Annotated in this window: 14 protein-coding genes; 13 read left to right on the top strand and 1 reads right to left on the bottom strand. The window is 33.7% G+C overall.

Features of this window, described 5'->3' with window-relative positions; all coding sequences use genetic code 11:
* Nucleotides 1–12 precede the first annotated feature (12 nt).
* From IQ05_RS00520 to IQ05_RS00500, 5 genes are read left to right on the top strand one after another with little or no spacing between them, the layout of a single operon-like run.
* Nucleotides 13–1,605, top strand: a complete 1,593-nt coding sequence (locus tag IQ05_RS00520; protein ID WP_208653338.1) for a MoxR family ATPase — start codon at nucleotides 13–15, stop codon at nucleotides 1,603–1,605.
* Complete coding sequence (locus IQ05_RS00515; protein ID WP_144888973.1) at nucleotides 1,593–2,564, top strand: hypothetical protein; 972 nt, start codon at nucleotides 1,593–1,595, stop codon at nucleotides 2,562–2,564. The genes IQ05_RS00520 and IQ05_RS00515 overlap by 13 nt, the downstream gene beginning before the upstream one ends.
* Entirely contained in the window at nucleotides 2,557–4,314 is a 1,758-nt protein-coding gene (locus IQ05_RS00510) for a DUF58 domain-containing protein (RefSeq protein WP_144888972.1), read from the top strand. Before IQ05_RS00515 ends, IQ05_RS00510 begins: the two co-directional genes overlap by 8 nt.
* Entirely contained in the window at nucleotides 4,307–4,888 is a 582-nt protein-coding gene (locus IQ05_RS00505) for a hypothetical protein (RefSeq protein ID WP_144888971.1), read from the top strand. The genes IQ05_RS00510 and IQ05_RS00505 overlap by 8 nt, the downstream gene beginning before the upstream one ends.
* Nucleotides 4,875–6,230, top strand: coding sequence for an AMP-binding protein (locus IQ05_RS00500; protein ID WP_144888970.1), 1,356 nt, complete (start codon nucleotides 4,875–4,877; stop codon nucleotides 6,228–6,230). The genes IQ05_RS00505 and IQ05_RS00500 overlap by 14 nt, the downstream gene beginning before the upstream one ends.
* Before the next feature lie 65 nt (nucleotides 6,231–6,295).
* Here IQ05_RS00500 and IQ05_RS00495 read toward each other — a convergent pair whose 3' ends face one another.
* A complete protein-coding gene (locus IQ05_RS00495) occupies nucleotides 6,296–7,066 on the bottom strand; it encodes an XRE family transcriptional regulator (RefSeq protein ID WP_144888969.1) in 771 nt (256 codons plus the stop codon).
* Nucleotides 7,067–7,155: 89 nt separating this feature from the next.
* Here IQ05_RS00495 and dinB point away from each other — a divergent pair, with 89 nt between their 5' ends.
* From dinB to IQ05_RS00455, 8 genes are all read left to right on the top strand, one after another.
* Nucleotides 7,156–8,316, top strand: coding sequence for a DNA polymerase IV (gene dinB, locus IQ05_RS00490; RefSeq protein WP_144889183.1), 1,161 nt, complete (start codon nucleotides 7,156–7,158; stop codon nucleotides 8,314–8,316).
* Nucleotides 8,317–8,497: 181 nt separating this feature from the next.
* The gene (locus IQ05_RS00485; protein ID WP_144888968.1) at nucleotides 8,498–11,557 is read left to right on the top strand and encodes a DNA polymerase III subunit alpha; all 3,060 of its coding nucleotides are present in this window, start codon (nucleotides 8,498–8,500) and stop codon (nucleotides 11,555–11,557) included.
* A 145-nt stretch (nucleotides 11,558–11,702) separates the two neighbouring features.
* The gene (locus tag IQ05_RS00480; protein ID WP_144888967.1) at nucleotides 11,703–13,082 is read left to right on the top strand and encodes an exonuclease domain-containing protein; all 1,380 of its coding nucleotides are present in this window, start codon (nucleotides 11,703–11,705) and stop codon (nucleotides 13,080–13,082) included.
* A 459-nt stretch (nucleotides 13,083–13,541) separates the two neighbouring features.
* A complete protein-coding gene (locus IQ05_RS00475; protein ID WP_144888966.1) occupies nucleotides 13,542–14,081 on the top strand; it encodes a hypothetical protein in 540 nt (179 codons plus the stop codon).
* A 163-nt stretch (nucleotides 14,082–14,244) separates the two neighbouring features.
* The gene (locus IQ05_RS00470; protein ID WP_144888965.1) at nucleotides 14,245–15,207 is read left to right on the top strand and encodes a WD40 repeat domain-containing protein; all 963 of its coding nucleotides are present in this window, start codon (nucleotides 14,245–14,247) and stop codon (nucleotides 15,205–15,207) included.
* 194 nt (nucleotides 15,208–15,401) lie between these two features.
* Nucleotides 15,402–15,812 (top strand): YdbT family protein, encoded by a 411-nt coding sequence (locus tag IQ05_RS00465; protein WP_144888964.1) that lies wholly within the window; start codon nucleotides 15,402–15,404, stop codon nucleotides 15,810–15,812.
* Nucleotides 15,813–16,060: 248 nt separating this feature from the next.
* The gene (locus tag IQ05_RS00460) at nucleotides 16,061–16,498 is read left to right on the top strand and encodes a hypothetical protein (protein ID WP_144888963.1); all 438 of its coding nucleotides are present in this window, start codon (nucleotides 16,061–16,063) and stop codon (nucleotides 16,496–16,498) included.
* Nucleotides 16,495–20,256, top strand: a complete 3,762-nt coding sequence (locus IQ05_RS00455) for a DUF4132 domain-containing protein (RefSeq protein ID WP_144888962.1) — start codon at nucleotides 16,495–16,497, stop codon at nucleotides 20,254–20,256. The genes IQ05_RS00460 and IQ05_RS00455 overlap by 4 nt, the downstream gene beginning before the upstream one ends.
* The last annotated feature ends 94 nt before the right edge of the window (nucleotides 20,257–20,350 follow it).

The raw sequence follows: 20,350 nt of genomic DNA, 5'->3' as shown, positions 1-20,350 counted from the left end.
CAAAATAGAACTATGTCTGATTTATTAAATAGAACGATGGGATTTTTTAAGAAAGTCCCAGAATCACCAACGAATCCGCAAGAGGACAAGGATATACACAAATTCCAGATAGAAGATTTGTATTCAAGTGATACTCCGCAAAATGAGTCTGATAATTCAATAGCACTAGATGAAAAATTACGTCAAGCGTATTTTTGGATTACGAACACCGCCATCATCAGTCCGTATTATGATATCGAATTCAATGAGGGTGATCCTAAAAAGTTTTTATTTGGAGACAGTAAAGTTCCAGTTTATTTACCGACTGACCAAAGCTACTCTAGTTTTGTATTAATGCCTTTACTGAACTTAGCGGCAAGAGGAAAATGTCTCATAGTGGGCGGTCCTGGACGTGGAAAAACAGCTACTTCGGTGTTGATGGGATTGTTAGCCGGTTACGATAATAAAGATGTATTGCGTGCCATACAACATGGGCAACCTCAAATGACAATTTCAGATCTATTAGGACATCCATTACCTTCGGATATGGTGAAGGCCGAAAAAACGTCCGACATTAGAATTGCATGGCGAAAATGGTTGGGCATGAGGGTAAAAATTATTGATGAATACAATCGAATTCCAACTAGAACGCAATCAGCCTTATTAACCGTATTGGCAGATAATTATGCTGAGATCTTCGATCAGATTTATGAATGTCCAGATGGTGCTTGGTATCTCACCGCCAATGATGACGCAGGTGGAGGAACGTACCAAGTTATTGAAGCCTTAAAAGACAGGATTGATATCGTGATTAGAGCGATGCATTTTAATACGCGGTTCATTGACGATTTATTACAACGTATTGAACTCAATTTTAAACCAGAAGCTATAATTCCTGAAGAAATTATTTTTACCGAAGAGGAGCTGAACACCATTAACAAACAGATTAGAGGTGTAAAAATAGAGCCTCAATTACGCAAACGAATCGAGTTTTTTTGTCGCCAGTTTGAATTTTTTGAGCCTGCATCCAATCGATTGGAATACATGACCAAAGACACCGCAAAATTATCCGGCATGGATATGCGTTCTCTTTTTAGAAAAGAAACTGGAAAAGATCCAATTAAAGATTTAGGATCACAGGCGAAAAACGGTTTGTCGGTTAGAAAAATCATGACTTTATTGATGTTTTCTAAAGCATTGGCCTATTTTAGAGGGAATAAAAAAGTAGAATTAGAAGACATCAGGCAGGTGCTGCCCTTTGTTTTACACGATACTTTAACGCCACATCTTGAATCACCATTTTTTGACCAAGTGGGGAATGAGGTATACAGAGTGGATCGAATTGTATGGTTGAGAAACTTATTTGATTTATCGTGCGATGAGTATGTGAGTCAAGATTTAGATCGTAATGATCCTGTAGATACTTTTGAAGCGGAATTTAAAAAAGGACTCGAAAACATATCATCTAAAGAAATTGATAACCGACTATTAAATATTGAGAAGCAATTACAGAAATGGTCTGAGGAGAAAAAGTTGTACGGCTACAGAGCAGATGATATTTTAAAATTAAAGTACCTACACCAACGGTATACCAATTACAAAAGATGGCTGCAATGGAAAAAATAAGTCTTCCTCAACTTATTGCAGAATTAAGTGATAAAAGTGCGTTATACAATCAATGGTACAAGGAGAGCGAAATGAAATACGGGACTATCCCTTCTCAAACGTTAGCCAATTGGATCGTTGAAGTTGTGGAACCTATTGTAGAAGCAACTGTTGCTCTAAATTCGGCCTCAGAAAAAGTACATGAAATAGTAAAAGCGCTGTATCTGGAAACATTGAAATTAATTGGAAGTGGTTTGGCAATCCGTTATGAAGATGAATATAAAGCGGCTTGGTTACTAATGGCAAAAATGCCGAACTTAGTAGTTAAATTTCCAATAAAAACCATTTTATTGTTGAATGATGTACTTTTAAATCTGCATAGATATGCTCCAGAAAAAACAAGCTATTGGTGCAAACTTATTGAATCCAATGCTGTAGTAATTAAAACCATAGAAGATTTTAAAATTGTAGGACGTATATATGCGTGGAAATGTGGTTTGGCACATATAAGAACTCGTTTAAAAGCAGATTATGCGGCCCTTTCTGAAAACCTTCAACATACCATTTTACAAAACTTAGGTTCAGATATAACCGCCTATGATTTATTTGAAAATCCATGGTCGAATAGCAATACCAAGTTTGAAGGAGTGCAGGGTGGTTTTGTGGGTACCACGGGTTATTTTGAACATCCACCAAGGTTGGCACAAATAGGAGAGCATATATTTGTTTCCGATTCAAAAAGTAGTTTTGCCCTTTTTGCAGATCAATTTGGCAAGGTCTTACTTCCTGCCAATGCTGTTGATGCAGCCTATATTGTATCAAAGGCCAAGCAATTGGATACCTCTGAAAAATGGATTGAAAAAGTCAATGCAGAAATGGATACAAGTACTATTTCATCTGTCGTAGCAACAAAAGACACTCTGTTTTTTACGTTGCAAAATTCTTATTTTTTATACGTATACAGTCTTGGAAATGCTTAATCTAACCGAAATAGAACAAACAGTAGCCTTGTGGAAATCACATTGGCAACAAGCAAAGTTGGAGTGGAATCCTTTGTTGCGTTTGCAAGAACCGATTTGGTGTTTATCCCATCAAGAGGCCAAAAGAGAGGGGCTTACAGGCAGTTTTGCAATGATTCGATTAACAGATCATCGCATTGTGATTAATATAGAAGAAGTTGTAGAACGCGGTATTACAGATTATGCTATTGAAGTATTGGCACACGAAATAGGTCATCATATTTTTACTCCTGCAAATTTATACGATAATGCTATTTTACTGAATAGGATTCGTTTTGCATTGCCAGGTATTGAGGATAGAGCCCCGATGATATCTAATTTATATGCGGATTTTTTAATCAATGATAAATTACAACGCATCAATAAATTAAGAATGTCAAAAGTGTATCAAGCGATTAATTCAGAGGATAATTTTTCTGAGTTTTGGACACTGATCATGCGTACCTATGAATATTTATGGCGTTTGAATCGGGGCGAATTAGCAACTAATTTATCGTTTCACAGTAAAAAAATAGATGCAGACGCTTCATTATTAGCCTCTCTGGTCAGAAGTTATGCAAAGAATTGGATTCACGGTGGTGGTCGCTTTGCCGTGATGGTATACCCTTATTTGATGGATGACAAAACCTTTCAAGAGGCTCGAAAAAAGATTTTAATACTGTTGGATGCTGAAAATGCAGGCGCGGGTGCTATGGATATTTCTGGTATGACCGAACTGGATCTAGAAGGCTATGATGAGGTAATCGATATGCGAAAAGAAGCTTTGGGGCTACAAGAAGGCGAAGGTATTAAAAGTGACAGTTTAGGTTCAGAAAAAAATGAATTGGGTGGTCAAGGACCAAGGAACGGATATATGGGTCCGGGAAATTATATTGATCTGATGAAACAGGTCAACCCAAAAGCGGATGAACAGCGTTTAATCAACGCCTATTATAAAGAAATTGCTTTGCCTCATTTAATAGATTTTCCTGTGGAAATTTCTGAAAATGTGTCCCTGGATTTACCCGAGGGATTGGAAACTTGGGACATTGGCGACGCCATTGAAGAAGTAGATTGGTTGCAATCTGCCATTTTATCGCCCGCACTTATTCCAGGATTAACTACTCAAAAGAGAACCTATGGCTCAGATTCTGACAATGCCATTGCAGAAAGTCCTTTAAATGTTTACATTGGGATCGATTGTTCGGGATCGATGATGAATCCAAAGCAAAATTTTTCATGGCCTATTTTGGCAGCCACCATAATTGGATTATCTGCTTTGCGTGCTGGAGCATCCGTTATGGGATGTCTTTCTGGTGAGCCCGGCCACTATTTGGAAACAGATGGTTTTATTACAGACGAAACAGATCTACTAACAACCTTAACCTCTTATTTAGGTACGGGCTATGCCTACGGAATTGAACGATTGCGCAAGCCATTTGAGGTAGAACCTACTAAAAAGTCACATATTGTGATCGTGACGGACAATGATATATTTAGTATGTTAGAATCGGATACGCAAACCAAACAAACACATTGGGAATTGGCTGAATTAGCATTAAAAAATGCAGGCGGTCATGGCACTATGGTCTTACATTCTCATCCAGATTACAACGAAAATTTTGTAATTCGATTAGAAAAAATGGGATGGAAAGTATACTATGTTACAAATGAAACGGAACTTTTAAAGTTTGCATTTGAATTTTCACAACAAAATTATGCCTATGTCTAAATACGATGTTTTTGAGTTGGTAACTCATTTAAGGAAATGTCCAGATATCTTTTTAAAACCTTCTTCAAGTCTTGAAAATGAGGGTTTAAATTCGGTAGCTTTAATTAGTGATACGTATAGATTGGTTTGTAACGATTTTTTTAAAATAGAATTTAAAATACCGAGTAATTTTGATTTAGCGTACATAGAGGATAACCATTGGCGCGCAATTCATATTTCGATTTGGTTACTGAGTCATCCTAATTTTAAAAATAGTGCTTTAATAGAAGATAAATTATATGATTTTTGGTTTGAAGAATTAAGTGAAGCTTCGTTATATGTGAAATTTAAGGAATGGATTAGTGATGAGGAACGTGCAGAGGAAATGGTTCGCTTATTATTACATTGTTGTGAAATTACTCCAGAAGGCGAAAATCAGGATGAAGCTGCAGATAAATTATCCTCTTTGAGCAGTGCAGATCGGCAGAAAGTTTTAAAACAATCCTACGAGGCACATGAAAGAATTATGAAAATCAAAAAAGAGATGGCTGAAAAAAAAGCTAGAGAAGCAGCAAATACCTATGGACGAGAGTAGTGATCCGCAAATAGCATTAACAGACGCGGAACGTTTTCCGCTGCTTGAGGATTTAAGTTTTTTAAATACACTTAAACAAGATGCGTATGCCCCAAAATTTAATTTTAAAAGTGGAGATCGTTTAGATGCAGTGCAACTTTCAAAAGTTAAGTCTTACAAAAAGAAATACTGTGATGAAAAGATATTTTGGAATGAAGGACAAACTCCAGTTTGGCTAAATGACTATTTAAAATGGTGCCATACAACAGTACCGTTTTACCAAAATAGAGATGGGGACTTAAATGCTTCCCCAACCATTTCTAGAGAAGATATTAGAAAGTATCCTCATTTATTTGTGTCGAATGAAGCGAACTTAGATGAATTATTAGTTTACTATACTTCAGGTTCTACGGGCCCGAAGTTGGATGTTCTATTTGATGCCGTTACTCAAGCCAGTTGGTTACCCCAAATAGAATCCGTGCTAAAAGATTTTAATGTTTCTATAGGCGAGAGCAAAAATACAACAGCTATCGCCTTGATCTGTGCCCAAGAAAAAACATTGACGTATGCCTCTTTATCAACGTATTTAGAGGGAGCTGGTATCTTAAAAATAAACCTCAATCCTTCAGAGTGGAACCAGCCTGATGATGCTAAAAAATATCTGGAAAAATACAATCCACAAATTCTTACTGGGGATCCAATAGCATTTATGGCATTGTTGGATTTAAAGCCTCAATTGAGTCCAAAGGCGCTAGTATCTTCCGCAATGAAGTTGACAAAAGGCACAAAAATTAAGTTAGAAAATTATTTTAAATGCCCTGTGATTGATCTGTATTCGATGACGGAATGCAGAAATATAGCATACGCTACAGATATGGGACATAAAGCAATCCGACCTGATTTATATTTAGAAATTTTTGCGGAACATGAAGAAGTAAAACTTCCTTATGGTGAAAGAGGTGAATTAGTGATTACAGGAGGAAATAACCCTTTTTTACCATTAGTACGCTATAGGACTGGCGATTTTTGCCGATTAAAAATAGAAAATGGGTTCCCGTATCTAATTGACTTAGAAGCCAGAAATCCAGTAGTTTTTTATACAAAATCAGACGTAAAAATAAACAATATCGATATTTCTAATGGTTTGTCTCGGCTGCCTTTGGCTGGTTTCAAAATGCATCAAACAAAAGAAAAGGTAATCCAGTTTAAAGGATATTCAAACGATTGTACTTCGGAAGAAATTCTTGAAGTATTGAAAGTAATTTTTAAAAATGACATTGACATTCAAGCAGACATCCAAAAAATATCCCAAAATAATGCGGTAGAAAAATCGCTATACACGTCAGAATTAATTACTGATTAAAAAATATATCCGCTACCTACATAGGTATGAACTCCTTTATCTCATTTAATTAGAATAGCTTTTAATCACAACTTCTGCTTATTTTTTAAATCATGAATATCCCTTTTCAACTCTAAAAACAGGTCCTTTATACTGGCAGATTCCGTTAATTCCTGTTTGTCATCTCTGAGTCCAATATTACACACGTATTCCCATATCTCCAGGATAGAAGAAATCTTGACTTCATAAGGAGGATAAAAGCTGTTGTCTGATGAAACAACAAGTGCATTCTTTTTGTTTTTATTCAATCGTTTGTAAACCATACCTTCATTTTTGGTGATCAGTATATAGGTTTTACCATCATTAACATCTCCTAAATTTTCTACATAACGCCCAACGATGATAGAACCATCTGCATGAGGTGGCATCGAATCGCCTTCTACAGGAAAACCCCTGTGCTTCCCAGTTCCCAAAAATGGCAAAGATATTTGCTGCAGACTTTCAATATATTCTGGATCAGCATATCCATTCAAATACCCTGCTTTTACTTTTTGCGTGACAACTTCTATAAAGTTTTCACCCTTGTTATCTACCGTAATGGGCAACACCAATCGGTTATTTTCCAATTGCAACAAATCGTCTATTGGTATTTTACGCACATCTACAGAGAGCAACAGGTCAATACTGATGTGATAATAATACGCGATTTTCTTCAATATTTCATACGGAGCTTCAGAGGTTCCATCTTCATACTTCACGTATCGGCCCCTAGTGATCCCTAAGGATTCAGCCAGCTTTTCTTGCGAAATTTTATGTTGTACCCTAAGGTTCCTAATATTATCAGAAAATAAAGACATAGCTATTTTGTTATAATTTGTAACAACAAATATAATAAAATTTGTTAGTATCTAGACTAATTTTGTAATGTATAAAAATAGAAATGATGATGAATAGAGCAATCGTACATATGGACTTAGATACCTTCTTTGTTTCCTGCGAAAGATTAGTAAATCCACAATTAATAGGATTGCCACTAATTGTTGGTGGTAGTTCTGATCGTGGTGTTGTGGCTTCGTGCTCCTACGAGGCTAGAAAATTTGGAGTCCGTTCTGCAATGCCTATTAAATATGCTTTACGCCTTTGTCCACAAGCTTCGGTTATCAAAGGAGATATGGAATACTATTCTAATAAATCACACGAAGTAACCTCTATTTTAAAAGAAGTAGCACCAATAGTTGAAAAAGCAAGCATCGATGAGTTTTATTTAGACCTAACCGGTATGGATAAGTTTTTTGGTTGCTACAAGTGGACCACAGAACTATCTAGCAAAATTCTAAAAGAAAGTGGTTTGCCAATAAGTTTTGCCCTTTCGGTAAACAAAACAGTTTCTAAAATTGGAACCGGTGAAGCGAAACCTTTAGGCAAAATAGAAATTATTGGTGCTAATGTAAAACCTTTTTTAAATCCATTGCCTATTCAAAAAATTCCAATGTTGGGCGACGTTACTTTTCAATTACTATCCAGAATTGGCATTAGAAACATTCAAACACTATCCGAAATGCCTGTCGAAGTATTACAGCAAATGATTGGTAAAAATGGAGTGGAAATCTGGAAAAAAGCAAACGGAATAGACAACAATCCGGTAGAACCGTACACCGAAAGAAAATCCATTTCAACCGAACATACTTTTGAAACCGATACCATTGACGTTTACAATATTAAATCTCTAATCACAGGAATGGTCGAAAAACTATCCTATCAATTGCGTTCAGAAGGATTTTTAGCATCAACAGTAGTACTTAAAATACGGTACAATAATTTTGATACAGAGACCAAACAAATTAAAATCCCGTACACTTCTTTCGATCATATTTTAACTAAAACAGCAATAGACCTTTTTGAGAAAGTGTACACCAGAAGAATGCGCTTGCGGTTGGTGGGGATACGGTTCACAGGATTGGTTCGTGGTACCTATCAAATCAATATGTTTGAAGACACAACAGAATTGCTATCGCTCTACCAAGCCATTGACAAAATTAAAAATAGGTTTGGTTTTGATGCGGTTTCACGATGTTCAGGCACCATTATAAAACAAAAAGCAAAGTAAAAACAATTTACTTCGTCAGGTTGCACGTTCAGGGTTAGTTGGGCGTTTCCCGCTGAAAAAGGCGGGTCGGGCTGTACGCTATATCTTTTGTTCCGCTAGCGCTGCACAAAAGGATGCCGCTTCCATCCCTAACGCAAAAAACTATAAAATCAAAAATCGTTAATTTTCAATTACCATCACAATGTATCTCAATTGCCATTCCTATCATAGTTTGCGTTACGGAACAATTCCGTTGAACGAACTTGTTCAACAAGCTAAAATTTCGGGCCTTACCTCAGTTGCATTGACCGATATTAATACGGTAACGGGCATTTATGATTTTACAAAACAATGCAAAGAAGTTGGCATAAAACCTATCGTGGGTGTTGAGTTCAGACAGAACAACAGATTGCTTTTTATTGGCTTAGCCAAAAACCAAAAAGGCATTGGCGAAATGTGTCGTCTGCTAACCCATCATAATTTATCCAAAACCCATTTGCCAGAGGTCGCGCCAGCATTTGAAAATGTATTTGTGATCTATCCAACAGCTAATATGCCTAACGAGTTGCGAAATTTTGAATACATTGCCATTCGACCAGAAGAAGTGATAAAATTATTCAAAACCGAATGGAAGCCGATCATTCAAAAAGCGGTAATCCTACAACCCGTTACTTTTAGATCCAAAAAGGAATTTAACTTACATAGAATTCTGCGTGCCATAGACAACAACACCTTATTGTCAAAATTAACCGAAGAGGACATTTGCAAGACTTCTGAAATACTGACAAGTCCCGAAGAGTTGCTTAAAAAGTACAGTGAGTATCCAGAAATTTTAAAAAATACCGAATTCCTTATTGAAGAATGCAATTTTGAATTTGAATTTAAAACGCCTCGAAACAAAAAATTCTATACCAAAAGCAAAGAAGGCGACCGTTTATTATTAGAAAACTTAGCCAAAAGTGGTTTACTAAAACGCTATGGAAACTCGAACAAAGAAGCGCAAGCCCGTGTAATAAAAGAACTTAAAGTAATCAACGACTTAAATTTTAGTGGTTATTTTCTAATCACTTGGGACATTATTCAATACAGCAAAAGTCAAGGTTTTATGCATGTAGGGCGGGGTAGTGGTGCCAATAGTATTGTGAGTTATTGTCTTGGTATTACAGACATCTGTCCTATCGAACTCGATTTATATTTTGAACGATTCCTAAACGAAAACCGAAAATCGCCACCAGATTTTGATATCGATTGGTCTTGGCGTGAACGTGATTTTATTTTAGAATATATTTTTAAGCGTTTTGATCCAAATCACGTAGCATTTTGCGGTACAAATGTAGAATTCAAATACCGATCTATTTTTAGAGAAGTGGGTAAAGTTTTTGGACTGTCTAAAGACGAATTGGATGGATTATCTAAAGCCAAAGGACGACAAAGAGAAAGTAATTCGGTGGTAAAATATGTTGAAGAATACGGAATGATGCTAGAGAAATATCCCAATCAAAGAAGCATGCACTCCTGCGGCATCATCATTTCTGAAGAACCAATTACCAATTTTACTGCACTAGAAATGCCACCAAAAGGCTTTCCAATTGTGCAATTTGATATGCATGTAGCTGAAGATATAGGCTTTGAAAAATTCGATATTCTGAGTCAGCGTGGTTTGGGCACCATTGATGAAGCCGTTAAAATTATTGAAAAAAACAGAGGAATTAAAGTGGATATAACGGATACTTCATTGTCTAAAAACGAAGCCAAATGCAATGAGTTGCTCAGTATTGGTAAAACTTTAGGGTGCTTTTATATAGAAAGTCCTGCTATGCGAGGTTTGTTACGACGTTTAAAATGCGACAATTACAAAACACTAGTGGCTGCGTCAAGTATCATTCGACCTGGAGTGGCTCAAAGTGGAATGATGCGAGAATATATTTTTAGGCACAATAATCCAGATAAATTTGAATATTTTCATGAGGTTTTCAAAGAGCAGTTGGGCGAAACCTATGGTGTTATGGTTTATCAAGAAGATGTAATTAAAATTGCGTTGCATTATGGTGGGTTGACTGCTGCCTATGGCGATATTCTTAGAAGAGCCATCAGCGGAAAAGGACGTTCGTTAGCAGAATTACAATCCGTAAAAAATCAATTTTTTGTTTCTTGCAAAGCCAAAGGGCATCCAGAAAAACTGAGTGAAGAGGTGTACAGACAAATAGAAAGCTTTGCAGGATATTCTTTTTGTAAAGCGCATTCGGCAAGTTATGCCGTAGAAAGTTACCAAAGCTTATATTTAAAAACCTACTACGGTATTGAGTTTATGGTAGCAGCTATCAATAATGGTGGTGGTTTCTACAGACTCGAAATTTATATTCACGAAGCCAAAATGAGTGGCGCAACGATACACAATCCGTGTATCAACAAAAGCGTTTATCAAACTACCGTTGATGGAACAGATGTGTATTTGGGTTTTATGCTTTTAAAGAATCTAAACAGCGAGTATATTTTCAATATTGTTGCTGAACGAGAAAAAAATGGAGCATTCAAATCGATTGAAAATTTCATCACCAGAGTCCCATCAGGATTAGAAAGTATCCAAACATTAATATTTATTGGAGCCTTTAGGTGTATTGGCAAAACAAAAAGTCAATTAATTATCGAGGCACGAATGCTCTTGATACATCATAAATTGGAGGTAAATACTCCATTGCTTATTGAAGAACCCACTAAGGAATACAAATTTCCAATTATAGAACGTTCCATTTTAGAAGATGCTTTTGATGAAATTGAATTGTTGAGTTTTCCTGTTTCGTGTTCACCATTTGATTTATTAGAAACAAAATTCAAGAGTGGTATTTTGGCCAATAACCTCATTAACTACCTAAAGAAAGAAGTAAAATTGATTGCTTACTTAGTATCTATAAAACAAGTCCCTACAAAAATGGGAATGATGTTTTTTGGCACTTGGATCGATGCAAATGGCGATTATTTTGATACAGCACATTTTCCTAAAAGCCTGATCAACTATTCGTTCAAAGGAGGCGGATGCTACTTGCTTTTGGGTACTGTTGAAGTAGATTATCATTTTCCAACCATTACTGTTTCAAAAATGGCTAAAATGCCTTTTAAGCCTGATCCGAGATATGCCAATTCAAAAACACTTCAATTTAAGGCAACAGAACAACTGCGAGGTGATATTAGCACCACCGAACGAGCTCCATATCCGCAAGAACACGAAATCAATTTACCAAGAATAAAGATGGTCAAGGAGTAACAAAAAATATTAAAATATTTTCAAGCTTTTGATTTGCCTGCCTTGAAATCGAAGATTCATCAATACCCAAAAAAGACAATAAAAACTCGGGAATACTTTTTGCTTCTTTTGTAGTAACACAAAGAAGAGTAATTATAAAAAGCACATGAAAAATCAGGAATACGCAATAGTAGACATAGAAACCACAGGCGGGAATGCCAGTGGCAGCCGCATTACAGAAATTGCCATAATTATCCATAACGGAACTAGTATCATCGACCGTTGGGAAACGCTTGTCAATCCAGAAAAAGAAATTCCACTAGCCATTTTTTCACTAACCGGCATTAACAATGAAATGGTTCGGGACGCACCTATTTTTGATGACATTTCTGAAAAGGTTTTAGAAATGCTTTCCGGACGCGTTTTCGTGGCCCATAATGTAAACTTTGATTACTCCTTTGTACGCCACCAACTCGAAGCCAGCGGTTTCAAATGGACTGCGCCAAAATTATGTACCGTTCGAGCAGCCAGAAAGATTAAGTCGGGACTGGCCTCGTACAGTTTGGGCAGACTTTGCAATTCGTTAGACATACCTTTGACCAACCAGCACCGTGCTGGTGGTGATGCAGATGCTACCGCAATTTTATTTTCCCGTTTACTGGAATGGGATGTGGAAGGGGTAATCGAAAAAATGATAAAAAAGACTTCTCAAGATCAGCGTTTACCCCCCAACTTACCGCCTGCTGACTTTGAGCAGTTACCCGATAAAGCAGGAGTCTATTATTTTTACGATCAGACAAGAAAAGTCATTTATATAGGTAAGGCAATCAATTTAAAAAAAAGGGTAGCCTCGCATTTCAGTGGCCATAATATCACACCTCAAAGACAAAATTTCTTGCGGGACATTCACGCCATTTCATTTGAAGTTTGTGCCACAGAATTGATGGCACTATTGCTCGAATGTAATGAAATCAAGAAGTTGTGGCCCGCCTACAACAGAGCACTCAAACGTTTTGACTCTAAATATGGATTGTATGAGTATGAAGCCCGCAGCGGCTATAGGTATTTAGCCATTGGCAAATTAGGTAAATTTCAAGCGAGTATAGAATCTTTTAATAGTCTATACAAAGGCATCAATGTATTGCAAGGTCTAGCCAAACAATTTGGCATTGATAACCGATTTTGCAATTACGGCATGGACGACCACGGAGAATTTACTCCACAACCAGACCGAAGCGATTTACCCGAAGTGGAACTTCACAACGAACAAGTCGAAAACGCTATTGACTTTTTAGTAAAAAACAGACCCAGCTTTGCCATCATAGACAAAGGCAGATCTGCCGAAGAACGCAGTTGCATTTGGGTTGAAAAAGGGCACTTCTATGGGATGGGATATATCACTTCGGATATAGGATTTACGGATCTCTCTGAGATAAAAAATCATGTCACTCCTTACAAAAGCAACCAATATAGTGTCGATTTAATTCTTACGTATGCAGAAAAATATCCCAGTAAAGTGCTGTTTAAACAGAACGAAAATGAATAAGAATTCATTACAATTGCATTTAAATATTTACATTAAGCAATGGTAAAAGAAAATGTTTGACTTCCCTTTACGAAACTCATTCAACGAATATTTTTTTTAGAACTATCACTATACTACTCAATACGAAGAAAAAAAAGGAATGACAAGCTAGATTAAAATAGTTGTTTATCAGGATAATAAGGATGATGAACAACATTTTACAACAAATAACAAAACAGATAAATAAAACTAAAATCACTCAACCGCTAGTGGAAGATGAATCAAGAAAACTGTCCCATTTTAGCACAAAAATTAAGGAAATCATCTCCATTAAATTACAATAATGTAATAAAAGTTATATATTTGAAAAGCGATAAAGCTAAATAAACCTTTGTTAATTCATCTTAATTTGGGTGTATACACGAAGTTTATTTCGCATATATACAAGTTGTGCGTCATTATAACGAAAATGAGAGAAAAATGGAATTTTCTGAAATAAATATGATTGTTGAAATGAACTCTTTTGTCGAATTCTATAGTGAAGATGATGAAAGAATTTTCGAGAATAATGACTTTGAAAAATTACGAAAAGAACTAAATATCAAAATTGATATTTGTGAAATACATAAATCGTATTATTCAGACGGAAAAATTGGTTTTAATGAAAATACAAAAGTTTATTTTTCTGATTTACGCCTTGACACTTTTATTTTGTTAGACATAGGAGATGAAGATCTTGTGAATTTGGTAATTAGATATCCTAAAGTGCAAAAAGACCGAGTAAAATCATTCTGTAGAAATTTTTTTGATAGAACAAAAATTGAAGTATTTTATCTAGAAGGTACAACGAAAGAGAAAAATTCCGAAATATTGACGGATTTAAATTCTTATCCAAAAAAAATGGAATTTTTATATGGCAATTATTATAAAGATATAGAGTTTTATCAGATGAATAAAAAACTAGAAAAAAAAATTGACTTAAAAGAAATTTATATTTGGCCTTTTACTAAAGAAAAATAACGAACGCACAACACACGCTACAACGGATTTGGGCAATTGGCTTAATGGAAAGTTGGTTTTGTATTTGGTATGATTTGGCAAATCCGAAAAACAAATCTTACTTTAGTCCCAAACCCGCTGTAGTACCGGAACGTTGGTGGCAACCATAAAAAAAAACTACAAAATGAAAATCCGAATTAAAATAGTAACTCTTCTAAATTTTTTGATTATTATTTTCTGCAATCAGACATTTGCTCAAAATGCTGTAACAAAGGAAATACTTTGGACAACAGATTGGAGTCCCAATGGAAAATACATTGCAATTGGAGGAAATGTGGATACTTTGAAAATTTATAATTCAAGTAATCTAAGACTATACAAATCTCTTCCTATTAAAAATACAATTACACGCATAAAATGGCATCCTACAAAAAATATAATTGCTGTAGCTACACAAATGTCAGGTGACAGATCAAGTATTATTAATATAGAAACTAATGAAAAAATTGAGCTAAATGCTGTATCACTAGATGGTGCAAGAGGAATTGATTGGAATTATACAGGTGAATATTTAGCAGTTACAGACAATGACGGGGAAATACTTATTTTTAATATTAAAGGTGATTTAATTAGAAAATTCAATAATGAAAATACAAAGACCATAACTGCCATTGATTGGCATCCAAAAAAAGACATTCTCATAACCGTTTCAGATAAAATACGTTTATTTGACATTAATGGAAACCTGTTAAATTCAATAAAACATAGAAAAGAAGAAATTATGATATTGAGTGTCGCATGGCACAATTCGGGTTCTTTTTTTGTAACAGGAGATTATGGGGACGAGAAAGATAAATCTTTACTTCAATATTGGGATGAAAATGGCAAACTGTTAAAGTCTATAGATATAAGTAAAGGTGAATATAGGAATTTGGTTTGGAATCCAAAAGGAAACAGCTTAGCAACAGCAAGTGACGCACTGAGGATTTGGGACATCAAAGGAAACCTTATTTCAGAAGGTTACTCTAAAGACTATTTATGGGGTATTTCTTGGAATAAACAAGGAGATAGAATTATTACTTCAAGTATGGAGGAAAATATAATACTATGGAATAATAAAGCAGAAAGAATATTAGCTATAGAATAAGGGCAGCCACTAACAGCTGTTTTGATATAGCTGGAATTAAGTTGAATTAACGTCTTGCATCAAGTTTTTGTTAAGCCGCAAATTAAGCGGTTATCTATTTCCAGCCATCTCAAAGCATCAAAACATTGGTGGCAATACTTCCGAACTTGCACTGAACAATAACTTTAAATTCAAAATATAATTTTCAAACAAGAATGAACAAAAATATTGTAATTAGAAATTTGACAATTAAAAATATTCTTAATTTAGGAAAAGCTTTAATTTTTATATTTTTCATATTCTACTGCGTCTTTAAAATTGGATTGGGGGACAGTGGAGTATTGAGAAATTTGTTAATTTTTTTATATGCATCAGGAGCCATTTTGACGATATCTTTAATAAATTATTTTTCTGAAGTAGTAATAATTGATGAAAACGGAATAAAGAAGAGTAGTTTATTCTTCTCTCATTTTATAGAATGGTCAAATATTAGATCTGTGGATGTTCAGTTAACTACAGCAAACAGGCTTACTAAGACATTGGATAAAACAGAATATTTTGACAATTTTTATGTTGGAAGAAAAGAAATTTTAATTAGTAATATGGAAAACCAACTATCAATCTAAATTAACAAAGTGGAAAAAAATAATACGATTACCTTTTACTGAAAATATAATTGAATTATTAAAAAATCATAATCAACTATAATAAAGTACTGCCACCAACACACGCAATAATGGATTTAGGCATTGGGCTTAATGGAAAGATGGTTTTGTATTTGAGATGATTGGCAATTCCGAAAATAGGGCTTAATTCAGTCCCAAACCTGCTGGAGTGGCATAACGTTGGGTAAAATTTAAGGCACAAATAGAACATGGCATCAATAGAGGTACAAAAACTTAGTCGAACCCAAAAGAATTATCTTAAAAATTTATTTAACTATAAGTTTGAATCATTATTTCAACTTTTATTTGAATTATTTGACAATCACGAGCATGGATATAAAGAAATTTTCGAAATAGAAACATTATTATCTGAAATTGGATACGCTAATTTGAACGAAATACCCAAAAATGAAACTGAAGAAATAAAAAAACTTATATGTTCAAAGTTACAAGAATGGGATGAAAAATATGATTTTGAAAATCTTAGTTATAAATTAATGAGTCAAATTCAATCTAGAAATATAATCGTGATTATAGACAATATAATTATTGAACACATCGAAAAACCTATTATTATTAACCCTAATTCTGTTATATCCTTTATTGATAATTCTAAATTGGATAGCATAACATTTACAACATTATGAACATTTTAGAGCAAATTTTTAAATTAGAGAATCCAAAATTAGAGTATAAAATTTCAGAAGACATTTATGACTTACTTTTTGATTGGTTTAATGAAAGTAAAATTGACATTACAACTTTTGAAACAACCTTTTTTGAGCCATTAATTAAGGTTTTCAGAACATTAGAGCATGAAAACAAGTATTTTGAAAATAACTTTGAAGAGGTCCGTAAAGGGTATTATTTGAAGTTTGCTTTCATGTATGTAATTAATTATTATCCAAATAACATATTGCTAAAAAGGTTTTTTGAATTAAAAGATACCCCTTATGACTTTCATCGTAATATTACATTATGGCATAGTCATGCAACTTTAGCTCATCAAAACCCTGACTTATTCAGACCATTAAATATAGGTTCTCAAATTGCAAATTATTATCATGCAATTCATGCGCGAATAGACCAAAACATTAGTTATTTACCTTGCAATTTCGCTCAATTAAAATTTCATGATGATGCTCTATATTTCAATGCTGTTTTTGAATATGTAAATGCACAAACATTTGAAGAGAAACCTTATTTATTATTTTTATTACTAAAATCTACTACTTTAAAATATAATTATTTAGCTGACGAAAACGAAGAACGTGTTAACAGTGAACCCGAAACAATAAATATCAGCCCGTATGACGAAGCAATTGAAATAGCCTTTGAAAAGGCTATCCAAGACCATAATCATTCACACAAAACAAGCTTGAATAAAGAAATGTTTTTAATTTTAAAAGACTTTCTTTCCTTTAAAATAATAGATAAAAGAGCAAAGCTAAACATAGAAAATTTTGAAGAAGCTAAGAGATTAATAAATCAATCAAAAGGAAATGAAATAGGAATCTTAGAACATATAATTTATTTTATAAAAAACGAATATTTATATGAACAAGATAGATACTGGAAGGTTTTACTGCTTTCACTAACGAATAATCTCGTTTGTACAACCCATTGGTTAGAGGAAAAAATTGACTTTTTATTATCAAAAAATGAAGACCGCAGTTCTCTATTAAAGAACGAGATTAGAAACTCTCATCTTATTTTTTATTATATAATTACACCGTTGATACAAAATTTATCATCACAATTAGATTATTACAATTTAATTGTTCAGAAGTATGAAATGCTTTTATTAAAAAGAACAAAAACGGAACCCTATTTGGATGGAGTGAATTTTTTGAGAGAAATCGCATCTAAAACAGAAGAGAAATCAAATGAAAATGCAGCATCAGATAGTTATATGACAAAATTATTTATTCCAAAAAAGTCTTCTAGTGTTCAAATAAGAGATTTTAATAAAGCAGTTACTTTATCAAAATATAGCGGTTTCTATTATAAAACCAAAATATTTCATATTGATTCATATAGTAACTTGACTAATCATGAAAAATCAAAATCATTAGACTTAATTAAGAAATTTATTGATGATTTGAATATTTTGATCCCTGTAGCTTTGAAAAAAGTACATAAAGAAATCTTATATGATGATGATGATAAACTTTTTACAATCAACTATAAAGGTCAAGATATAATCTTTAGAAGTTCATTTTTTGCAGAAGATTGCAACAATCTGCTTTCAGAAGTTGGAAGTCCCTACAGATTAGTTTCTGTCCCTTTGGCTGAAGCCACTTATCATTGGGATACTATTCCATATGTTTTACTTTCTTTAGTATTCATGAATAAATATGAACATGAAAATTTCGTGAAAACATATTTAAGTGATACTAATATATATGATTGGTTTACTGATAATGAGTACGCCACTTATCAACAGTTTGAATTAAGCATTAAAAATTCTAAAAATTTACACCCAGCTTTTTCTTCACAAACTACTATTCCTTTTTCTGAATTAAAAAATTCTCAGGTTAATAAACCAAAAAGTGAAGAATCTGATAATTTATTTCTTTCAGATATAAATTGGGAGTGGTTTAAAGTTAAGTACATTGATGAATTGAATTCAAAAGAACAATGGTATGAAATAATGAATGTTATCTGCCAAAGTCCCAAAGGAAAAAAGCCTACTTCTGCATGGTTATCTAGTCTACGAAAGGTAATAGAAAAATTAGGAGTTGAAAAATACTTTAAAGAATTACAAGTATTATTTGATTTATCATTAAAAGAAGAGTCGTGGTTTTTTGATGTTTATGCGAATGCCTTAAAAGGTTTAATTTGGTCATGTGCTTATATTGAGCCAAATGATTTGTCTTTGAGTATTCTAAAAAATATCACAGAGTATTCTTATTCTAAAATTTATGGTGTTGGTGCAAAATCTACCATTACTGGAAATTTAGCATTAGAAGCTTTGGTTGCTACTGAAAAGGAAGAAGCCTTTGGTATGCTTAACATCATGAGGAACAAAACAAAATATAATAAATTTGTAGTTGCCTTAGAAAAAAGCATAGATAAGTTTAAAGAAAATTCGCCAATACCAGAACAACTATTAGCAGATATGTCAATTCCATCTTTTGGTTTTAAAGATGGAAAAAAAACATTTGAAATAGGAGATTATAAGATAATTATAAGTTATCAAAAGAAAAAAACATTAAAAGACTATGAGGATAAAGATGGGAATAGTTTAAAAAAACTTCCAACCGAAATATCAAATGATCATGCCAAAACATTAAAGGAAATCAATGCAGAAATCAAACTCATCAATTCAATTTTTAACGATTTAAGTAAACGAATCAAAACGTATTGGCTTTATGATAGGGTATGGATTTTTTCAGATTGGAATAAATATATTAAAAGCCATGATTTAATATATCCTCATATTGAAAACTTGATTTGGACAAATAAAACCCAAAATAAAGACTTTATTGTTCTAGACAATCAGTTATTAGATATCGATAATAAAGAAGTTACTTCGAACTCCGAAGATGAGATTTGTTTGTGGCATCCAGTCGCGAATAGTGAAGAAAATATCATTCAGTGGCAAAATTACTTATGGCTAAGTAAAATTGTTCAAACTCAAAGGCAAGCATTTAGAGAGAATTATCCTTTCTCTAAAACAGAATCAGAATTATTAGAAACACCGCGTTTTGCCCATCATTTTCTAGAGGTTCAAAAACTTATGGCCATTGCAAATAATACAGGCTGGATTTTTACATATGTTCATGAAGGAGTAAACTGGCCGCGTCTCTATTTAAAATCATTGAATATTACAGCTCACCTAATATGCGATTATGACAGATATAGTTTTGCTATCCCTACAAAGTCAATTTATTTTACCAAAGACAATTCAACCAAAATTAACGATTATAAACCAACACAGCCTTTTGAAAAAATAAAATTATCTAAGGTTCCCTTAATTACTTTATCTGAAATTTGTAGAGATATTGATCTTTTTATCGCCGCTACGAGTATAGCAAATAATGTAGAATTATCAGATAACAGGCAAGAGTTTGAATCTTATAGAACTGATTATCAAAAAGGACTGTTTTCAGACAATGCAAATGCAAAAATCAGAAAACAAATTATTGAGAAAGTCGCGCCAATTTTAAAACTGAACATAGAAAAAATTGAAGGAAATTACGTTATAATTAATGGTAAGAATGACACTTATAAAATCAACTTAGGCAGTGGGTTTGCACAATCAAAAGAAACTCAAAAACACATTAATCTAATTCCTAATATAAGTAAATTAAAATCTGATAAAAAAATAAAACTACCAATTGAGGATGATGAAACATTGTACATTATCTTGGCAAAAATAATACACTTGCAAACAATGTAAACTTCACTCAACAGCAGTTAAACAATACACAAGGCTTTTGTGGAATTATCGTTTCGCAAGACGTTTTCGTTTGGCGGAAAATACTCGGATTTCC

Source organism: Flavobacterium tiangeerense, assembly GCF_007830355.1.
Taxonomy (GTDB): Bacteria; Bacteroidota; Bacteroidia; order Flavobacteriales; family Flavobacteriaceae; genus Flavobacterium; species Flavobacterium tiangeerense.
The sequence above is the reverse complement of the archived record's forward strand: the minus strand, read 5'-3'. Positions and strand labels throughout refer to the sequence as shown.